At 64.4% G+C, this 14060-nt stretch carries 17 protein-coding genes; all 17 read right to left on the bottom strand.

What is annotated here, in order from left to right; all coding sequences use genetic code 11:
• Positions 1-5 precede the first annotated feature (5 nt).
• A complete protein-coding gene (locus NKJ64_RS03945) occupies positions 6-632 on the bottom strand; it encodes a hypothetical protein (RefSeq protein ID WP_023814592.1) in 627 nt (208 codons plus the stop codon).
• Between the two features lie 3 nt (positions 633-635).
• Positions 636-2276 carry a flagellar basal-body MS-ring/collar protein FliF gene (gene fliF / locus NKJ64_RS03940; protein WP_023710972.1) on the bottom strand — a complete coding sequence of 547 codons (1641 nt, stop codon included), beginning with the start codon at positions 2274-2276 and terminating at the stop codon, positions 636-638.
• Between the two features lie 191 nt (positions 2277-2467).
• Positions 2468-3352 carry a flagellin N-terminal helical domain-containing protein gene (locus NKJ64_RS03935; protein ID WP_023683302.1) on the bottom strand — a complete coding sequence of 295 codons (885 nt, stop codon included), beginning with the start codon at positions 3350-3352 and terminating at the stop codon, positions 2468-2470.
• Positions 3353-3634: 282 nt separating this feature from the next.
• Positions 3635-4519 carry a flagellin N-terminal helical domain-containing protein gene (locus tag NKJ64_RS03930; protein ID WP_023683303.1) on the bottom strand — a complete coding sequence of 295 codons (885 nt, stop codon included), beginning with the start codon at positions 4517-4519 and terminating at the stop codon, positions 3635-3637.
• A 210-nt stretch (positions 4520-4729) separates the two neighbouring features.
• A complete protein-coding gene (gene fliP, locus NKJ64_RS03925) occupies positions 4730-5461 on the bottom strand; it encodes a flagellar type III secretion system pore protein FliP (protein WP_023686348.1) in 732 nt (243 codons plus the stop codon).
• A complete protein-coding gene (locus NKJ64_RS03920; RefSeq protein ID WP_023686347.1) occupies positions 5458-5958 on the bottom strand; it encodes a flagellar basal body-associated FliL family protein in 501 nt (166 codons plus the stop codon). The genes fliP and NKJ64_RS03920 overlap by 4 nt, the downstream gene beginning before the upstream one ends.
• A gap of 17 nt (positions 5959-5975) precedes the next feature.
• Positions 5976-6680 (bottom strand): flagellar basal body L-ring protein FlgH, encoded by a 705-nt coding sequence (gene flgH, locus NKJ64_RS03915; RefSeq protein ID WP_023686346.1) that lies wholly within the window; start codon positions 6678-6680, stop codon positions 5976-5978.
• Entirely contained in the window at positions 6677-7252 is a 576-nt protein-coding gene (locus tag NKJ64_RS03910; protein ID WP_023686345.1) for a MotE family protein, read from the bottom strand. Before NKJ64_RS03910 ends, flgH begins: the two co-directional genes overlap by 4 nt.
• Positions 7253-7261: 9 nt before the next feature.
• Complete coding sequence (locus NKJ64_RS03905; RefSeq protein ID WP_023683306.1) at positions 7262-8503, bottom strand: flagellar basal body P-ring protein FlgI; 1242 nt, start codon at positions 8501-8503, stop codon at positions 7262-7264.
• Positions 8500-9027 (bottom strand): flagellar basal body P-ring formation chaperone FlgA, encoded by a 528-nt coding sequence (gene flgA / locus NKJ64_RS03900; RefSeq protein WP_023686344.1) that lies wholly within the window; start codon positions 9025-9027, stop codon positions 8500-8502. Before flgA ends, NKJ64_RS03905 begins: the two co-directional genes overlap by 4 nt.
• A gap of 6 nt (positions 9028-9033) precedes the next feature.
• A complete protein-coding gene (flgG, locus tag NKJ64_RS03895; protein WP_023686343.1) occupies positions 9034-9822 on the bottom strand; it encodes a flagellar basal-body rod protein FlgG in 789 nt (262 codons plus the stop codon).
• A gap of 11 nt (positions 9823-9833) precedes the next feature.
• A complete protein-coding gene (gene fliE, locus NKJ64_RS03890) occupies positions 9834-10169 on the bottom strand; it encodes a flagellar hook-basal body complex protein FliE (RefSeq protein WP_023686342.1) in 336 nt (111 codons plus the stop codon).
• On the bottom strand, positions 10169-10585 hold the full coding sequence (flgC, locus tag NKJ64_RS03885) for a flagellar basal body rod protein FlgC (protein WP_023686341.1): 417 nt from the start codon (positions 10583-10585) through the stop codon (positions 10169-10171). Before flgC ends, fliE begins: the two co-directional genes overlap by 1 nt.
• A gap of 2 nt (positions 10586-10587) precedes the next feature.
• Positions 10588-10968, bottom strand: coding sequence for a flagellar basal body rod protein FlgB (gene flgB, locus NKJ64_RS03880; RefSeq protein ID WP_352462008.1), 381 nt, complete (start codon positions 10966-10968; stop codon positions 10588-10590).
• An 85-nt stretch (positions 10969-11053) separates the two neighbouring features.
• The gene (locus NKJ64_RS03875; protein ID WP_352462006.1) at positions 11054-11920 is read right to left on the bottom strand and encodes a hypothetical protein; all 867 of its coding nucleotides are present in this window, start codon (positions 11918-11920) and stop codon (positions 11054-11056) included.
• The gene (gene fliI, locus NKJ64_RS03870; protein ID WP_352462003.1) at positions 11907-13328 is read right to left on the bottom strand and encodes a flagellar protein export ATPase FliI; all 1422 of its coding nucleotides are present in this window, start codon (positions 13326-13328) and stop codon (positions 11907-11909) included. Before fliI ends, NKJ64_RS03875 begins: the two co-directional genes overlap by 14 nt.
• 4 nt (positions 13329-13332) lie before the next feature.
• A complete protein-coding gene (flgF, locus tag NKJ64_RS03865) occupies positions 13333-14058 on the bottom strand; it encodes a flagellar basal-body rod protein FlgF (RefSeq protein ID WP_023671749.1) in 726 nt (241 codons plus the stop codon).
• Positions 14059-14060 lie beyond the last annotated feature (2 nt).

Genomic DNA, 14060 nt, shown 5'->3' with positions numbered 1-14060 from the left:
CTCGCTCATGACAGGGCCTCCGACAAGGCGGCCGACCATTCGGCAATGCGGGTTTCGAACACCGCCTCGTCAATGGCGACGGTAAGGTCGAAGCCGGGCGCCTCGACGAAATCGAGATTGGCCGCGCGTGGGCCGAGCGAAGCCTTCAGCGTCTCGAACAATGACAGCGGTCCGCGCACGGCGATGCGCACCGCCTCGCTGTCGCCGACGGCTTCGCGGATCGTGCCGGCAAGGGCTTCCAGCGAACGCTTCTGCAGATCGTCGCTGACAAGGCCGCCAATGATGCGCGCGATGGTGGCGCCGACGAGGTCGCTGACCTTGGCCTCCATGATCTCGATACGGGCAGTGACGACCGCGCCGAGATCGCCGCCGAAACTTTCCAGAAAGGCCTTTGCTTCATCGGCGTTGGCCTGTCTCTGCGCCTCGAGCGCTGCCTGTTGGGCGATGGCAAGGCGGGCTTCAAGGGCGGCTTCGGCATCGATGACCGCTTCGGCGATCAGCGCGCCGATGTCGGCCTGCGGCGCCGACGTCTCCGGCCTTGGCTCGGCCATGGCCGCGAGCGAGGGCTGGCCGGCACGCTGGCTGCGTGCGCCGAAATCCGGCAAAAGGTCGAAAAGCGCTGCCGAGGCCATGGTCTATACCGCTGCTTCCTGGGCCGCCCATTTGCGCAGGATCTGCGCGGTGCGCTCCTCATTGATGTCGACCATGCGGGCAAGCCGCTCCTGTGGCGCCGGCCTGATCTTCTGGCGAAGATCATCGAGTGGAGTCGGGCCGGGGCGGCTGCCGGGCAAGGCAGCCGGCGCCTGTTCGGCGCTGGCGGCTTCGGGTGTCGGCAGTGAACGCTGGACGTCGTCGAAGCTCGGACCGGCAAGTGCCGGCGTCGGCCGCGCGCTCAGCGCGGTGGCCATTGGCCTCAGGCCGAAGAAGGCGACCAGGAACACCACGACGATGAAGGCGCCGGCATTGATCATCGTACCGGCATGGGTTCCGATCGATGCCATTATGCCCGGCTGTTCGACCGCCTCGCCGTCGAGCCCGTCGATGAACTCGACCGCCGAGACATCGATGATATCGCCGCGCTTGTCGTCGAAGCCGGTGGCCGAAGCCACCATCTTCTGGATGTCGGCAACGCGCTTGGCGATCTGCTCGGGCGTTGCGTCCTTGCCGAGGATGGTCATCAGCCGCTGCTGATTGACGACGACGGCGATCGACATCTTGGTAACGGAATAGCCGTTCGAGACTGTGGCGATCTTCTTGGAGTTGATCTCGTAATTGGTGATCTCCTCCTTGCGGTCGTTCGCCGATGACGTCTGCGGACCATCGGTGCTGGTCGCCTGGGTCTCGGGCAGGTTCTGCTCGACGGTGGCCGGGGTCGAGGCCTGCCTCTGATTGCTGTTTTCGTTGGCGCGCACCGACTGCACGGAACGCTCCACGCGCGACTCCGGATCGAAGATCGTCTCTTCGGTCTGGCGGGTGTCGGTATTGACGTCGGCTTTGACGCTGGCGCGGAAATTGTCGGGGCCGAGATAAGGCGTCAGCGCGCGGCGGATGTTGTCGCCGATCTGCGCCTCGACGGTCTGCTCGACGCCGAGCGTGCGGGCAGCACTTGTGTTGGAGGGATCGTCGCCGGCGGCGAGAAGGTTGCCGTTGGAATCGAGCACGGTAACCTTGTCGGCCGACAGGCCCGGCACGGCGGCGGCGACGAGATGGCGGATCGACATGGCGCTCTTTTCGGCGTCGATGCCGGAATAGCGGATGACCACCGAGGCGGAGGGTTGCTGTTCGTCGCGGCGGAAATTGGCGCGCTCGGACATGACGATGTGAACGCGGGCGGCCTTGATGCCGGATATCGACTGGATGGTGCGGGCGATCTCGCCTTCCAGCGCGCGCACGCGGGTGATCTGCTGCATGAAGGAGGTCAGCCCGAGAGAACCGACATTGTCGAACAGTTCGTAGCCGGCATTGGCGCTGGTCGGCAGGCCCTTTTCGGCAAGCAGCATGCGCGCCTGCGCGGTTGTGCCGGCCGGCACCAGCACGGAGGTGCCGTCGGAGCCGACGTCGAAGCCGATGCCGGCTTCGCCGAGCACCAGGCCGATCTGGTTCACGTCGGAGCGATCGAGCCCGACATAGAGCGTCTCATAGGCCGGGCGGTTGAGATAGACCGAGCCGATGCCGATGACGGCCATCACCAATGCGGCAATGCCGGCCAGCATGGCAAGGCGCCTGACGCCAAATGCCCTGAGATTCGAGATGATGCTCTGGATCTGTTGCGGCACGATTCAAGCGCTCCCAGCATGATATTCCGTGGGAACACTAGACCGCGAAGCTTGTGCGAAGATGATAGAGCATGTCGCCCGGAAGTGTGCAGCGGTTCCGAGTCAACGACATGCGTCAAAACACACCCATACAGGAAAGGGCCGCGCTGTTGGCGCGGCCCCTATTCAAGGAAGAGAAAGCCGGGTCAGGCTTACTGCTTGAACAGCGCCAGGATCGACTGCGAGTTGCCGTTGGCGATCGACAGCGACTGGATGCCGAGCTGCTGCTGGACCTGGAGTGCCTGCAGCCGCGTCGATTCCTTGTTCATGTCGGCATCGACCAGCGCGCCGACGCCCTTGTCGATCGAGTCCGACAGGTTCGACAGGAAGCTCTTCTGGGTGTCGATGCGCGACTTGGCGGCGCCGAGATAGGCGGCACCCGTGGACAGCTTGGCAAGCGCCGTTTCAACGGCGCCAAGTGCGGTGTCGATGGCTGCCGGAAGGACCTGGGTGGTGCTGGGATCGAAGAAGGTCGTCGCCAGCAGAGCGCCGACGATGCCGCCGGTGCCGGGAAGATCGAGAACCTGCGTGTCGGCCGCCTTGACGTCGATGGTGTCGATGGCGACGGTCGTGCCGGTGCGGTTATAGGACGCGACGATCTTCAGGTCGGAGGTCGCGGCAGCGTCGTTCTGCAGCAGGTTCGAGCCGGCATAGGAGGCGTTGGTGACCGACGACTTGATCTGGTCCTGGATGGCCTTGATTTCGGTCGCGATCTTCTGCTGGTCGTCCTTGCTGGCGCTGCGCGCAGTGACCAGCTTGGCCTTGATCAGGTCGACCTGGTCCTTGATGTCGGTGATGGCGGTGTAGGCGGTGTCGACCTTGCCGGCGCCGAGGCCAAGCGCGTCCTGAACGGCCGAAAGCGCCTTGTTGTCGGACTTCATCGTGGTGGCGATCGACCAGTAGGCGGCGTTGTCGCTGGCGGTGGCGACGCGGTATCCGGTCGAAATGCGCGACTGAGTGGTTTCAAGCTGCTTGTTGGTGTTGTTCAGGCTCTGCAGCGCGGTCAGAGCCGAAGCGTTCGTCATGATGCTAGCCAAGATATTTACCCCTTTTCAAACACTGGCGTGTCCCGCACACGCCGGATCAACTTCATCAAGGGGGGTAGGCATAAGCCCATCGACCGTATGGTCTGCCCGCCATGGAATGGTTAACCATGACTACCGGGATATGGTTAACGGCCTGTTAAACCAAGCCATTCAGGGCGCTGGCCAAGAGCAAAAATCGGCAGCCATTCAGCAAGACAATCAACAGCCGCAAAAGAAATCGGGCCGCGCTGTTGGCGCGGCCCGACGGATGGTGTCAGTCGTAATGTCGAGAGATCAGCCGCGGAAGAGCGACAGGATCGACTGCGAGTTGCCGTTGGCGATCGACAGCGCCTGGATGCCGAGCTGCTGCTGGACCTGCAGGGCCTGCAGCCGCGTCGATTCCTTGTTCATGTCGGCGTCGACCAGCGCGCCGACGCCCTTGTCGATCGAGTCCGACAGGTTCGACAGGAAGCTCTTCTGGGTGTCAATGCGCGACTTGGCGGCGCCGAGCGAGGCAGCGCCGGTGGACAGCTTGGCAAGCGCGGTTTCAACAGTGCCGAGCGCGGTGTCGATGGCGGCGGGGGTAACCGCCGTGGTGCTCGGGTCGAAGAAGGCAGCGGCGAGCAGGCCGCCGACGATGCCGCCCGTGCCGGCGACATCGAGAACCTGCGTATCGGCTGCCTTGACGTCGATGGTGTCGATGGTGACGGTCGCGCCGGTACGGTTGTAAGCCGCAACGATCTTCAGGTCGGACGCAGCGGCAGCGTCGTTCTGCAGCAGGTTCGAGCCGGCGAAGTTGGCGTTGGCGACCGAGGACTTGATCTGCGCCTGGATGGCGTTGATTTCGGTCGCGATCTTCTGCTGGTCTTCCTTCGAGGCGCTACGGGCAGTGACCAGCTTGGTCTTGATCAGGTCGACCTGGTCCTTGACGTCGTTGATGGCGGTGTAAGCGGTGTCAACCTTGCCGGCGCCGAGGCCGAGGGCGTCCTGCACGGCCGAGTTGGCCTTGTTGTCGGACTTCATCGAGGTCGCGATCGACCAGTAAGCGGCGTTGTCGGAAGCGGTGGCAACGCGGTAGCCGGTCGAGATGCGGGCCTGCGTCTGCTCGAGGGATTTGTTGGTGTTGTTCAGGCTCTGCAGCGCGGTCAGCGCCGAGGCGTTCGTCATGATACTGGACATGGCTACTCGTACCTTGATTTTTACAGGGTGTTTTTGACATACCGGCTTTTCCGGTATGACGGAGCGGCATCATGCCAATGATCGTGAGACCCGATCACCCGCCATCTGCGAGCAATATGCGGGCAAGTCCCTACCAAAGGGCTAAACGGGACGGTTAACCGGAAATATATTGCATAAAACTTTAGCAAGGCGCCAACGGCGCGCGGACGGTCAGGTGAAGGAGCGCACCAGGCTGCCGACAAGCAGGTTCCAGCCGTCGATGAGGACGAAGAACAGGATCTTGAAGGGCAGCGAAACGACGGTCGGCGGCAGCATCATCATGCCCATGGCCATGGTGATGGTGGCGACGATCAGGTCGATGACGAGGAACGGCAGCACGATCAGGAAGCCGATCTCGAAGCCGCGGCGGATTTCGGAGATCATGAAGGCCGGCACCAGGATGCGCAGGTCGACGGTGTCCCTGGCAACGACCTGGCCGCGTTCGCGGGCGAGATCGGCGAACAGGTCGAAGTCCTTGTCGCGGACATTGTGCAGCATGAAGGTGCGGAACGGGTCCGAAATCTTTTCGAACGCCTCGGTCTGGCTGATCTGGTTGTCCATCAGCGGCTTGACGCCGGTGTTCCAGGCCTGGTCGAAGGTCGGCGCCATGACGTAGAAGGTCATGAACAGCGACAGCGAGATCAGGATCAGATTGGCCGGCGTCGACTGCAGGCCGATGCCGGCGCGCAGGATCGAGAAGGCGATGACGAAGCGGGTGAAGCTCGTCACCATGATCAATAGGCCCGGCGCCACCGACAGCACGGTGATCAGACCGAACATCTGGATGATATAGCCGACGGTGGCGCCGTCGGCCTTGCCGATGCCGCCGAGATCGAGCTGCTGGGCGGCGGCGACAGAGGTGGCGGCGACGACGATCGCGGCGGCGAGGACGAGTTTTCTCATTCGAGCAGCAATGTCCTGATCAGAACCTGTTTGGCATGGCCACCGCTGCGGATTGCGGCGCGCTCCTCGAGGTCGGCTTTCAAATGCTGGTAGCCGCTGGCGCCTTCGATCTGATGCATCTTCAGGGTGCGGACCATGGCAAGCAGGTCCTGGTGAATGCTTTCGGTAAGTTCCGGCGGCTGCGGCGCATCGTAGACCACCGACGCTTCCAGCCTTATCCAGGTGTCGGCAGGCGAAGCCAGATTGGTGGTGATCGGCGCCAGCTGGACAAGCGTCGGCCCGGTGCCGGGCGCATGTTCGGCCGCCTTGCTCGGTTGCTCGGCGTTGGACTGGTTCTCGGGCGCGGCGGGCACCGGCACCGGTCCCCCGACGCCCTTCAGATAGCCGCCGGACATCCAGCCCATGCCGATCGCGGCGCCCGTCATCGCCAGCAGCATCGCAAGCTGGATGACAAGCGACGGGCCCTTTTTTTGCTGAACCTGTTCGACATTTGCCACGGCGCCGTTCTCCAGTCCTAAAAGGGGAGGACTTGGTCGAGGATCTGCTGACCGTAAGCGGGCTGCTGGATTTCGCTGACGCGGCCGCGGCCGCCATAGGAGATGCGCGCCTCGGCGATGCGTTCATAAGAGATGGTGTTTTCAGCGCCGATATCGGATGGACGCACCATGCCGGCGATGGTCAGCACCCTGAGCTCGTAATTGACGCGCACCTCCTGTGAGCCCCGGATCATCAGATTGCCGTTGGGCAGGACTTCGGTGACGACGGCGGCGACGTTGAGCTCGAGGTTCTCCGAGCGCTTGATTTCGCCGTCCGCATTGGTTTCGGTGGTGGAGCTCAGCCCCGCGTCGCCCTTGCCGCTGGTGGTGGCACCTTCCCATCCGAGGTTGACGTCATAGCCGAGCTTGCGCCCGGCGGTGCGGCTGCGGTCGTTCTGGTTCTTGAAGTTGGCCTTGTCGTTGAGCTTGATCCTGACGGTGAGGATGTCGCCATCGCGCAGCGCGCGTGGGTCGGTGAACAACCGGCTCTGGCGATCATCCCACAGCGAGAATTTCTTCACTGGCGCGGGTGGCGTTTCGGGATAGGAGTAGGGCGCATTGACGCTGCCGGTAATGCCGGCGCCAACCGGCGACAGCGCCGGCTCCCTGCCGATCTCCCTGGGGTCGGAGGCGCAGCCGGCAAGTGAAGCGGTGGCGACCAGGGCGAGTATATGCGACTTCATGACGGGTCTACCCTTCGCGCCGCGCTGGCCATAATGCCGGTGAGCGTGGCTGCCGCCTTCTGGTCCATTTCGTTGAGAATGACGCCGGCCTTGCGCGAATCGAGTTTCATCAGGATGGCGGCGGCGAGATCAGTGTTGACCATGGCCAGGCGCTCGGCCGCGGCATCCGGTTTCATGCCGGCATAGATCTTGACGACGCCATCCTCGGCGCGGGCCAGGAAAACTTCACGCCGCTTCAGCCATTGCTCGTATTCGGCGCGCTTGTCGTCCAGCGCCTTCATGCGCTGGTCGATGCCAGCCTGCAACTGCTTCAACTCTTCGGCCTGCAGCGCGTAACGGCGGTCGCGGGCGGCGTCGGCGATGTTGGAGCAGAAGCGCTGGATCTCGCTTTCATCGGGCACCTTCTCGCGGACCAGCTGCTGCATTGCCGCCGGCTGTTGCCCGCCAGGCAGAACCTGCCGCACCGCTTCTTCCGCGCGGACAGTGCCGCCGGCAAGGACGGTGGCGGCGATGACGCAAGCTGCCAAGGCCGCGCTTCGGCGGTGCTGCTTTTGGGAAAAGAAATCGATCATCGGCTTGGCCTATTGGAGAACCAGATCGGCCTGCAAAGCGCCGGCCGACTTGATGCCTTGCAAAATGGCAATGATGCCGTCCGGCTTGACGCCGAGACGGTTGAGGCCCGACACCAGCGTTTCGAGGTTCGGTCCGTCGAGCACATTGACGCGGGCGTCAGGCCGCGTGGCATCGATGGTGGTGAAGGGTTCCTCCGCTGTCACGCCCTTGGAGAACGGTTCCGGCTGGACGATCTTCGGCTGTTCGGTGATGCGCACGGTGAGCGTGCCGTGGCTGATCGCCACCCGCGAGATCTTGACCTCGTTGCCGATGACGATGGTGCCGGTGCGTTCGTCGATGACGACGCGTGCCGGCGTGTCGGTCTCGACCACCAAATTCTCGATCTCGGCGTAGAAGCGCGCCGCCGAAACATTCTTCGGCCGCCTGATCTGCACGGTACGTGCATCGCGCTCCGCCGCCACGCGCATGCCGAAGCGTTGCGAGGTGTAGCCGTTGATGGCGTCGGCGATGCGAACGGCAGTGGAGAAATCGGGGTTGCGCAATTGCAAGGTGAGCAGCGCCTGGTCCTCGAATTCGGCGCGCACCGTGCGCTCGACGATGGCGCCGTTGGGCACGCGGCCGGCCGTCGGCACGCCCTGCGTCAGCTTTTCGGCATCGCCCTGGGCAGTGAAGCCGGAAACGATGACCGAGCCTTGCCCGACAGCATAGATTTCGCCATCGGCCGCCTTCAGTGGCGTCATTATCAGCGTGCCGCCGGCAAGCGATGTGGCGTCGCCCATCGAGGAGACGTCGATGTCGATGCGGGCGCCCGACTGCACGTAAGGCGGCATGTTGGCGGTGACGATGACGGCGGCGACGTTCTTGGCCCGCGCGCTGCCGCCTTCGGTGGCGATGCCGAGATTTTCGAGCATGGCGCGGATCGACTGTTCGGTGAAGGGCGAATTGCGCAGGCTGTCGCCCGATCCGGCGAGGCCGATGACGAGGCCGTAGCCGACGAGCTGGTTGTCGCGCGAAGCCTGCAGCTGCGCAATGTCCTTGATGCGCGATGCGACCTGGCCGGGTGGCAGAGAGCTTGGGCCGTTGGAGACCCTGAACATGCGGTTGGTGGTGGCCGGATCATATTCGGGATCGACAAAGGCGCCGCCATTCTGGCCGGCAAGATCGCGCTTTTGCTTCGGCGTAAGACCGTCGGCCAGCGCCGGCTGCAGGCCGACAACGGTCGCGAGCAGAAGGGCAGCTCCGCGTCTCATGACGCGCTGACCCGGACGGTGCCGTCCGCCATCACCGTGCCGGAAAAGATCTTGCCGCTGTCTGTGTTGCGGACCTTGATCAAATCGCCGGCGGCACCCGGCTGCAGCGACACCGCCGTAGCCGAAATGGTGAGGTCGCCGGCGATGAAATAGACCTGCACGGCGGCGCCCTGTTCGACCAGCCAGGCGTCGCGGATGGCGGCGGCCGGGATGTAGCGGCCGGGCAGCAGCGTGCGCTTGGCGACCTTGCCCTGGAGTTCCATGGCCTGCGTGGCGACCGCATCCGGCCTGTGCTTTCCGGGGAGCAGCGTCACCGGTTTCAGCACGCCGGTGTCGATCATCTCGCCGGGATAAATGACCCGGTTGGGGATCAGAACGATCTCGCCGGTTGCCTGACTGCTCGCGACGTGGGTGCTGGTCTGCTGGTCTGCGCTCTCCTGGGCAAACGCCGGCACACCGCCGGCTACCAGCGCGAGCATCAGCGCGGTGCGGCAAAGCGCGGAGCGGGAGGCCGGAGAGAGCATCAAACCTTACCTGATGTTCTTGGACACGACGGAGGCCATGTCGTCGGCGGCCTGGATGACCTTGGAGTTCATCTCATAGGCGCGCTGCGCCGAGATCAGCTCGGTGATTTCCTTGACAGGATCGACGTTGGAGGCCTCGAGATAACCCTGCTCGACCGAGGCGAAGCCGGGATCGCCGGGCACGCCGACATTGGCCGGGCCCGAGGCCGGCGTTTCCTGGAACAGATTATCGCCGAGCGGCGCCAGGCCGGCTTCATTGGCGAAGTTGGCGAGTTGCAGCTGGCCGAGCAGCTGGAGGTCGGTCTGGCCGTCGATGCGGGCAAAGACCTGGCCGGTCTTGTTGACCACGACTTCGATGGCATCGGTCGGCACGGTGATGGCCGGGATGACATTGGCGCCGTCGACGGTCACCAGCTGGCCGGTGGCGTTGGTGTTGAAGGCGCCGGCGCGGCTGTAGAGTGTGCCGCCGTCGGCGCCCTCGATCTGGAACCAGCCTCGGCCGGTCAGCGCCATGTCGAAACTGTTGCCGGTCGAGGTCAGTTCGCCCTGGGTATGGACGTTGCGCACCGCCGTCGTCTTGACGCCAAGGCCAATCGACACGCCTTCCGGCACCAGCGATGAATTGGAGCGGTTGGGCACGCCCTGCGTGCGGTCGACCTGGTAGAGCAGGTCGGAGAATTCGGCGCGCGCGCGCTTGTAGCCGGTGGTGTTGATGTTGGCGATGTTGTTGGCGATCACTTCCAGATTGGTCTGCTGGGCATTCATGCCGGTCGCTGCGATGGCGAGTGCTTTCACGGCAAGTCTCCTCAGATGCCCATACGGCTGATTTCGAGATAGGCGGAGACGACCTTGTCGCGGATGGCGATCGTGGTCTGCAGGGCCTGCTGGGCGCTCATGACGGCGTCGACGACCTGACGGGTATCGGCGTCGCCCTTGAGCGCCTGGATCGAGACCTGCTCGGCGTTGTGCAAGGTGTTGACGGTCTTTGAAGCAGCCTGGCTCAGCGCTTCGGCGAAGGTGGCGCCGATTTCGCTGCCGGCCATCGGCGCCCTGGTGCCCTGGAACAGGTCGGTCGTGGTATCGGCGCCACCGATCTCCGGCTTGAGGGGAAGCGATCCGATACCGCCAATGCCGCTGATCATTACTGGTTCCTCATCAGGTCGATGGTCATGGAGATCAGATCACGCGCCTGCTTGATGACCTGAAGGTTGGCTTCGTAGGAGCGGTTGGCCTCGCTCATGTCGGCCATCTCGACCAGCACGTTGACATTGGGCATCTTGACGTAGCCCTTGTCGTCGGCGGCCTCGTTGCCGGGCTGGAATTCGACGGGAAAGTCGCTGGGGTCGCGGTCGATGGAGTTGACCTCAACTGTCGTGCCACCGGAGGCACGGTCGAGTTCCGAGACGAAACTGATGGTCTTGCGGCGATAGGGGTCAGCGCCCGGGGTGTTGCCGGTCGACTGCGCGTTGGCGAGATTTTCCGAGACGACGCGCAAGCGGTCCGACTGGGCGCTGAGGCCGGACGCGGCGATCTTGAGGGCTGAGGTCAAGGCGTCCATGGTCAGCTCTTCACCGCCATCATCATCATCGAATGGAAGGCCTTGACGATCGCGGTGTTGAGTTCAAACGAGCGGCGGACCTCGCCGGCCTTCATCAGTTCGTTCTCGACCACGACCGTGTTCTTCGAGGGCATGATGGCGCCGATCGTCTCTTCTGGCTTGACCGTGAAGCCGGCATTAGTGGCGGCAGTGCCGAGGTGGCCTGCCTGGGTGGCGGTCAGCGACACTGCCGTGCGGTCGAGCACCTTCTCAAACGGCTCGACATCGCCGGCGGTGTAGCCCGGCGTGTTGACGTTGGCGATGTTGCCGGCAATGGCCGACTGGCGCACCGACAGCCATTGCGACTGCTTGGCGGCGAGATCGAAAAGATTGACGGGCTCCATGGGGATCTCCGGGCTGGTACGTACAAGACTAGGCTGCCAGTCTTGCGCGGACCTTGCGCGGCTCGGGGGTAAATCCGGTGTGCCGCTATTTGGAGAGTTCGATCACCTGGTCGGTGCTGGTGACCATGACCCACTTGCCGCCCCGTTGCTCGATCGACGAGACGACGCTGGTATCGGGCAGCTTCGAGCCGCGCTGGACGATCCACAGGCCGGCATCGTCCTCGATCATGGCGCGGCCATTGGCGACATGAACCATGCGAAATTTGGCGTCCGCCGGGAAGGGCTGCTCGTCGACGCCGGGAGGCTGGGTCTTGTCCTCGGGGTCCTGCAGCGTGCCGGTGGCGAACAGGTCGACATCGGGAACATCGTTTGCCGTCAGCGGCTGACCGCTGTTCTCCATCTGCGAGCCGCCGCTGACCCGCCCTGCATTGGTGCCGCTGCCGCCGAACTTGATCGCCTGCACGCCGAACTGGTCCTGATTGAAGAAGATATACCAGGGAAACAGCGCGCAGATCAGGCCAAGCGTGATGCCGAGCGCGGCAAAGACGATATCGCTGCGGCGGTCGGATTTCTTGTCGAGCCTGGGATATTGCGGCCTTGGCGGCTGCGGCCATTCGGTGACCGGGAACAGCCCGTCGAGAAGCGAGTCACGACTGGTCTCGATCGCTTCTTTGGGGCCGGCGCGAGGGGCCCTTGGCAATTCAGGCTTGACGACGCTGGGCAAGGCAGGCTCGGCCAAGCGAGGCACAGTGGACTCGACTACGCTGGCTACCCTGGGCAAGAATGGCCTGGCGGCCCTGGCCAGAATGGCCTCAGCCTTGGCGGCCTTGTCGAGATCGGCCTTTGCCCTGACAGCTCTCGCTTCGTTGGCCCGGGCTTCCTCGGCGGCACTGGCCTCTGCGATCATCTCGCGCAAAAGCCGCTCGGTGTACTGAAGCTCAGTCTCCTGCATCGACACTTTGCTTGCCTTTCAGATGACGGGCGAGGTCGGAGAATGCGTCGCTCGAGGCGCGATCCCTGGGCGACTGCGTCAGCGCCTCGTAGATCAGCGGCACCTGGCGCACGGCAATATCGAGCTCGGCATCGGCGCCGCCCTGATAGGCGCCGAGCAGGCGGATGTCGCGCGTGTCCTCGAAGCGCGAGATCATCGACTTCAGCCTGGTCACCAGCATGCGTTGCTCGGGGCTCCATGCCTTGTCGGCGAGGCGCGAGATCGACGACAGCGGATTGACCGGGGGGTAGCGGCCCTGTTCGGCAATGGCGCGGTCGAGCACGACATGGCCGTCGAGAATGCCGCGTACCGAATCGGCGACCGGGTCGTTGTGGTCGTCGCCGTCGACCAGCACCGAGATGATGGCAGTGATTGATCCCTGTCCTTTGCTACCGGGGCCTTCAGCGCCCGGGCCAGCGCGTTCGAGCAGCTTGGGCAGGTCGGTGAAAACCGAAGCGGGATAGCCGCGGGCGACCGGCGGCTCGCCGGTGCCGGTCGCTACCTCGCGCAGCGCATGGGCAAAGCGGGTAATCGAATCCAGCACCAGCAGCACGCGATGGCCCTGGTCGCGAAAATGTTCGGCAACGCGCATGGCGGTATCCGGCGCGCGCCGGCGCATCATGGCGCTCTCGTCGCTGGTAGCGACGACGGCGACCGTCTTGGCCATGCTCTCTGCGCCGATCGTGTCTTCGAGGAATTCGCGTACCTCGCGGCCGCGCTCGCCGATCAGCGCCACGACCACGGTGTCGAAGGCGTCGGCGCCGGCCAGCATGGCGAGCAGCGTCGACTTGCCGACGCCGGAACCGGCAAAGACGCCGAGGCGCTGGCCGAGGCAGAGCGGCGTGAAGATGTCGATGACCTTGACCCCGGTCGTGAAGGCGGTGCCGACGCGCTGCCGCGCCATGGCGCCGGGCGTTGTGCCGTCGCCGCTCGCAGCCTCGCCGATCCTGATCAGCGGCGGGCCGCCGTCGATGACGCGGGTCAGCGCGTCGATGGCGCGCCCACGCCACGAAGCATGCGGCGTTACCGTCAGCGGGCCGCGGCGAAACACGGCGTCGCCGATGCCGGCGTCGGCGCTGCGTTCGAAAGGGGCGATGACGACTTCGTCGCGGCCGATCCTGACGATCTCGCCGCGGCGCGTGCCGGCATTGCCGCGCTGTTCGACGAGGTCGCCAAGCCTGGCGACTTCAGACAGGCCGCGCACCTTGTAATGCGTTGGCGAAACCTCCGAAACACGGCCGCCGCGCCGCAGCAACGTCTCGGTGTCATCGAAGCGGCGCCAGATCCGCTCCAGCGCAGCCAGCCGGTTTTCCGGTGCTGTCTCCGGTTGCCGTTCAAGCGCGCGTATCGATGATTTGCTGCTCGACATGCTGCTACGACTTGGAGCCGAGCGTCTTGATGGCGTCGTCGGTCGAGGCATCGGTCTGGCGCATCAGCGCCGCCGTGTTCTCGAAGGCGCGCTGGACCATGATCAGGCGCGTCATCTCCAGCACCGGATTGACGTTGGATTCCTCGACATAGCCCTGCGCGACGCCGAGATCGGAACGGTCGGTGACCGGCTCCGGCGCACGCGCGGGCACGATGCCAGAATTGCCGTAGCGGACGAAATTCGGGCCGGGATCGAAATTGAACAGGCCGATGGCGCCGACGAGCTTGTCGCCCTGGCGCAGCGAGCCGTCGGCGCCCGCCTTGGGTGGGCCGTCGCGCGGGTCGAGCTGGATCGGCGCACCGCCGGCGTCGAGCACCGGATGGCCTTCGAGCGACATCAACTCGCCGTTCTCGTTCATCGAAAAGCGTCCGTCGCGCGTCATCACGGTGCCGGCCGGGGTGTCGATGCCGAACCAGGCATCGCCCTGGACGGCGAAGTCGAACGGGTTGCCGGTCTGCGTCATCGCGCCATGCGCGCCGGACAAATAGGTCTTGCCGGAGGAGGCGAAGGACACCGATTTGGGGCCGCTGCCGGAGACGACATCCTCGAACTTCACGCCGGTGGCGCGAAAGCCGATGGTCGAGGCGTTGGCGACATTATCGGCGATGGTGTCGAGACGGCGCTCAAGCGCGATCTGCGAGGAAAGGGCGACGTAAAGGCTGTCCTGCATGG

Source organism: Mesorhizobium sp. M0062 (assembly GCF_040323125.1).
Taxonomy (GTDB): Bacteria; Pseudomonadota; Alphaproteobacteria; order Rhizobiales; family Rhizobiaceae; genus Mesorhizobium.
Note: the sequence above shows the minus strand (reverse complement) of the source record. Positions and strands in the feature narration are given on the sequence as shown.

Excerpts from the sequence above, each read along its gene's own strand:
- NKJ64_RS03945 (WP_023814592.1), bottom strand. The coding sequence starts at position 632 with ATGGCCTCGGCAGCGCTTTTCGACCTTTTGCCGGATTTCGGCGCACGC.
- NKJ64_RS03930 (WP_023683303.1), bottom strand. The coding sequence starts at position 4,519 with ATGTCCAGTATCATGACGAACGCCTCGGCGCTGACCGCGCTGCAGAGC.
- fliP (WP_023686348.1), bottom strand. The coding sequence starts at position 5,461 with ATGAGAAAACTCGTCCTCGCCGCCGCGATCGTCGTCGCCGCCACCTCT.
- flgH (WP_023686346.1), bottom strand. The coding sequence starts at position 6,680 with ATGAAGTCGCATATACTCGCCCTGGTCGCCACCGCTTCACTTGCCGGC.
- NKJ64_RS03910 (WP_023686345.1), bottom strand. The coding sequence starts at position 7,252 with ATGATCGATTTCTTTTCCCAAAAGCAGCACCGCCGAAGCGCGGCCTTG.
- NKJ64_RS03905 (WP_023683306.1), bottom strand. The coding sequence starts at position 8,503 with ATGAGACGCGGAGCTGCCCTTCTGCTCGCGACCGTTGTCGGCCTGCAG.
- flgA (WP_023686344.1), bottom strand. The coding sequence starts at position 9,027 with ATGCTCTCTCCGGCCTCCCGCTCCGCGCTTTGCCGCACCGCGCTGATG.
- fliE (WP_023686342.1), bottom strand. The coding sequence starts at position 10,169 with ATGATCAGCGGCATTGGCGGTATCGGATCGCTTCCCCTCAAGCCGGAG.
- flgC (WP_023686341.1), bottom strand. The coding sequence starts at position 10,585 with ATGGACGCCTTGACCTCAGCCCTCAAGATCGCCGCGTCCGGCCTCAGC.
- flgB (WP_352462008.1), bottom strand. The coding sequence starts at position 10,968 with ATGGAGCCCGTCAATCTTTTCGATCTCGCCGCCAAGCAGTCGCAATGG.
- NKJ64_RS03875 (WP_352462006.1), bottom strand. The coding sequence starts at position 11,920 with ATGCAGGAGACTGAGCTTCAGTACACCGAGCGGCTTTTGCGCGAGATG.
- fliI (WP_352462003.1), bottom strand. The coding sequence starts at position 13,328 with ATGTCGAGCAGCAAATCATCGATACGCGCGCTTGAACGGCAACCGGAG.
- flgF (WP_023671749.1), bottom strand. The coding sequence starts at position 14,058 with ATGCAGGACAGCCTTTACGTCGCCCTTTCCTCGCAGATCGCGCTTGAG.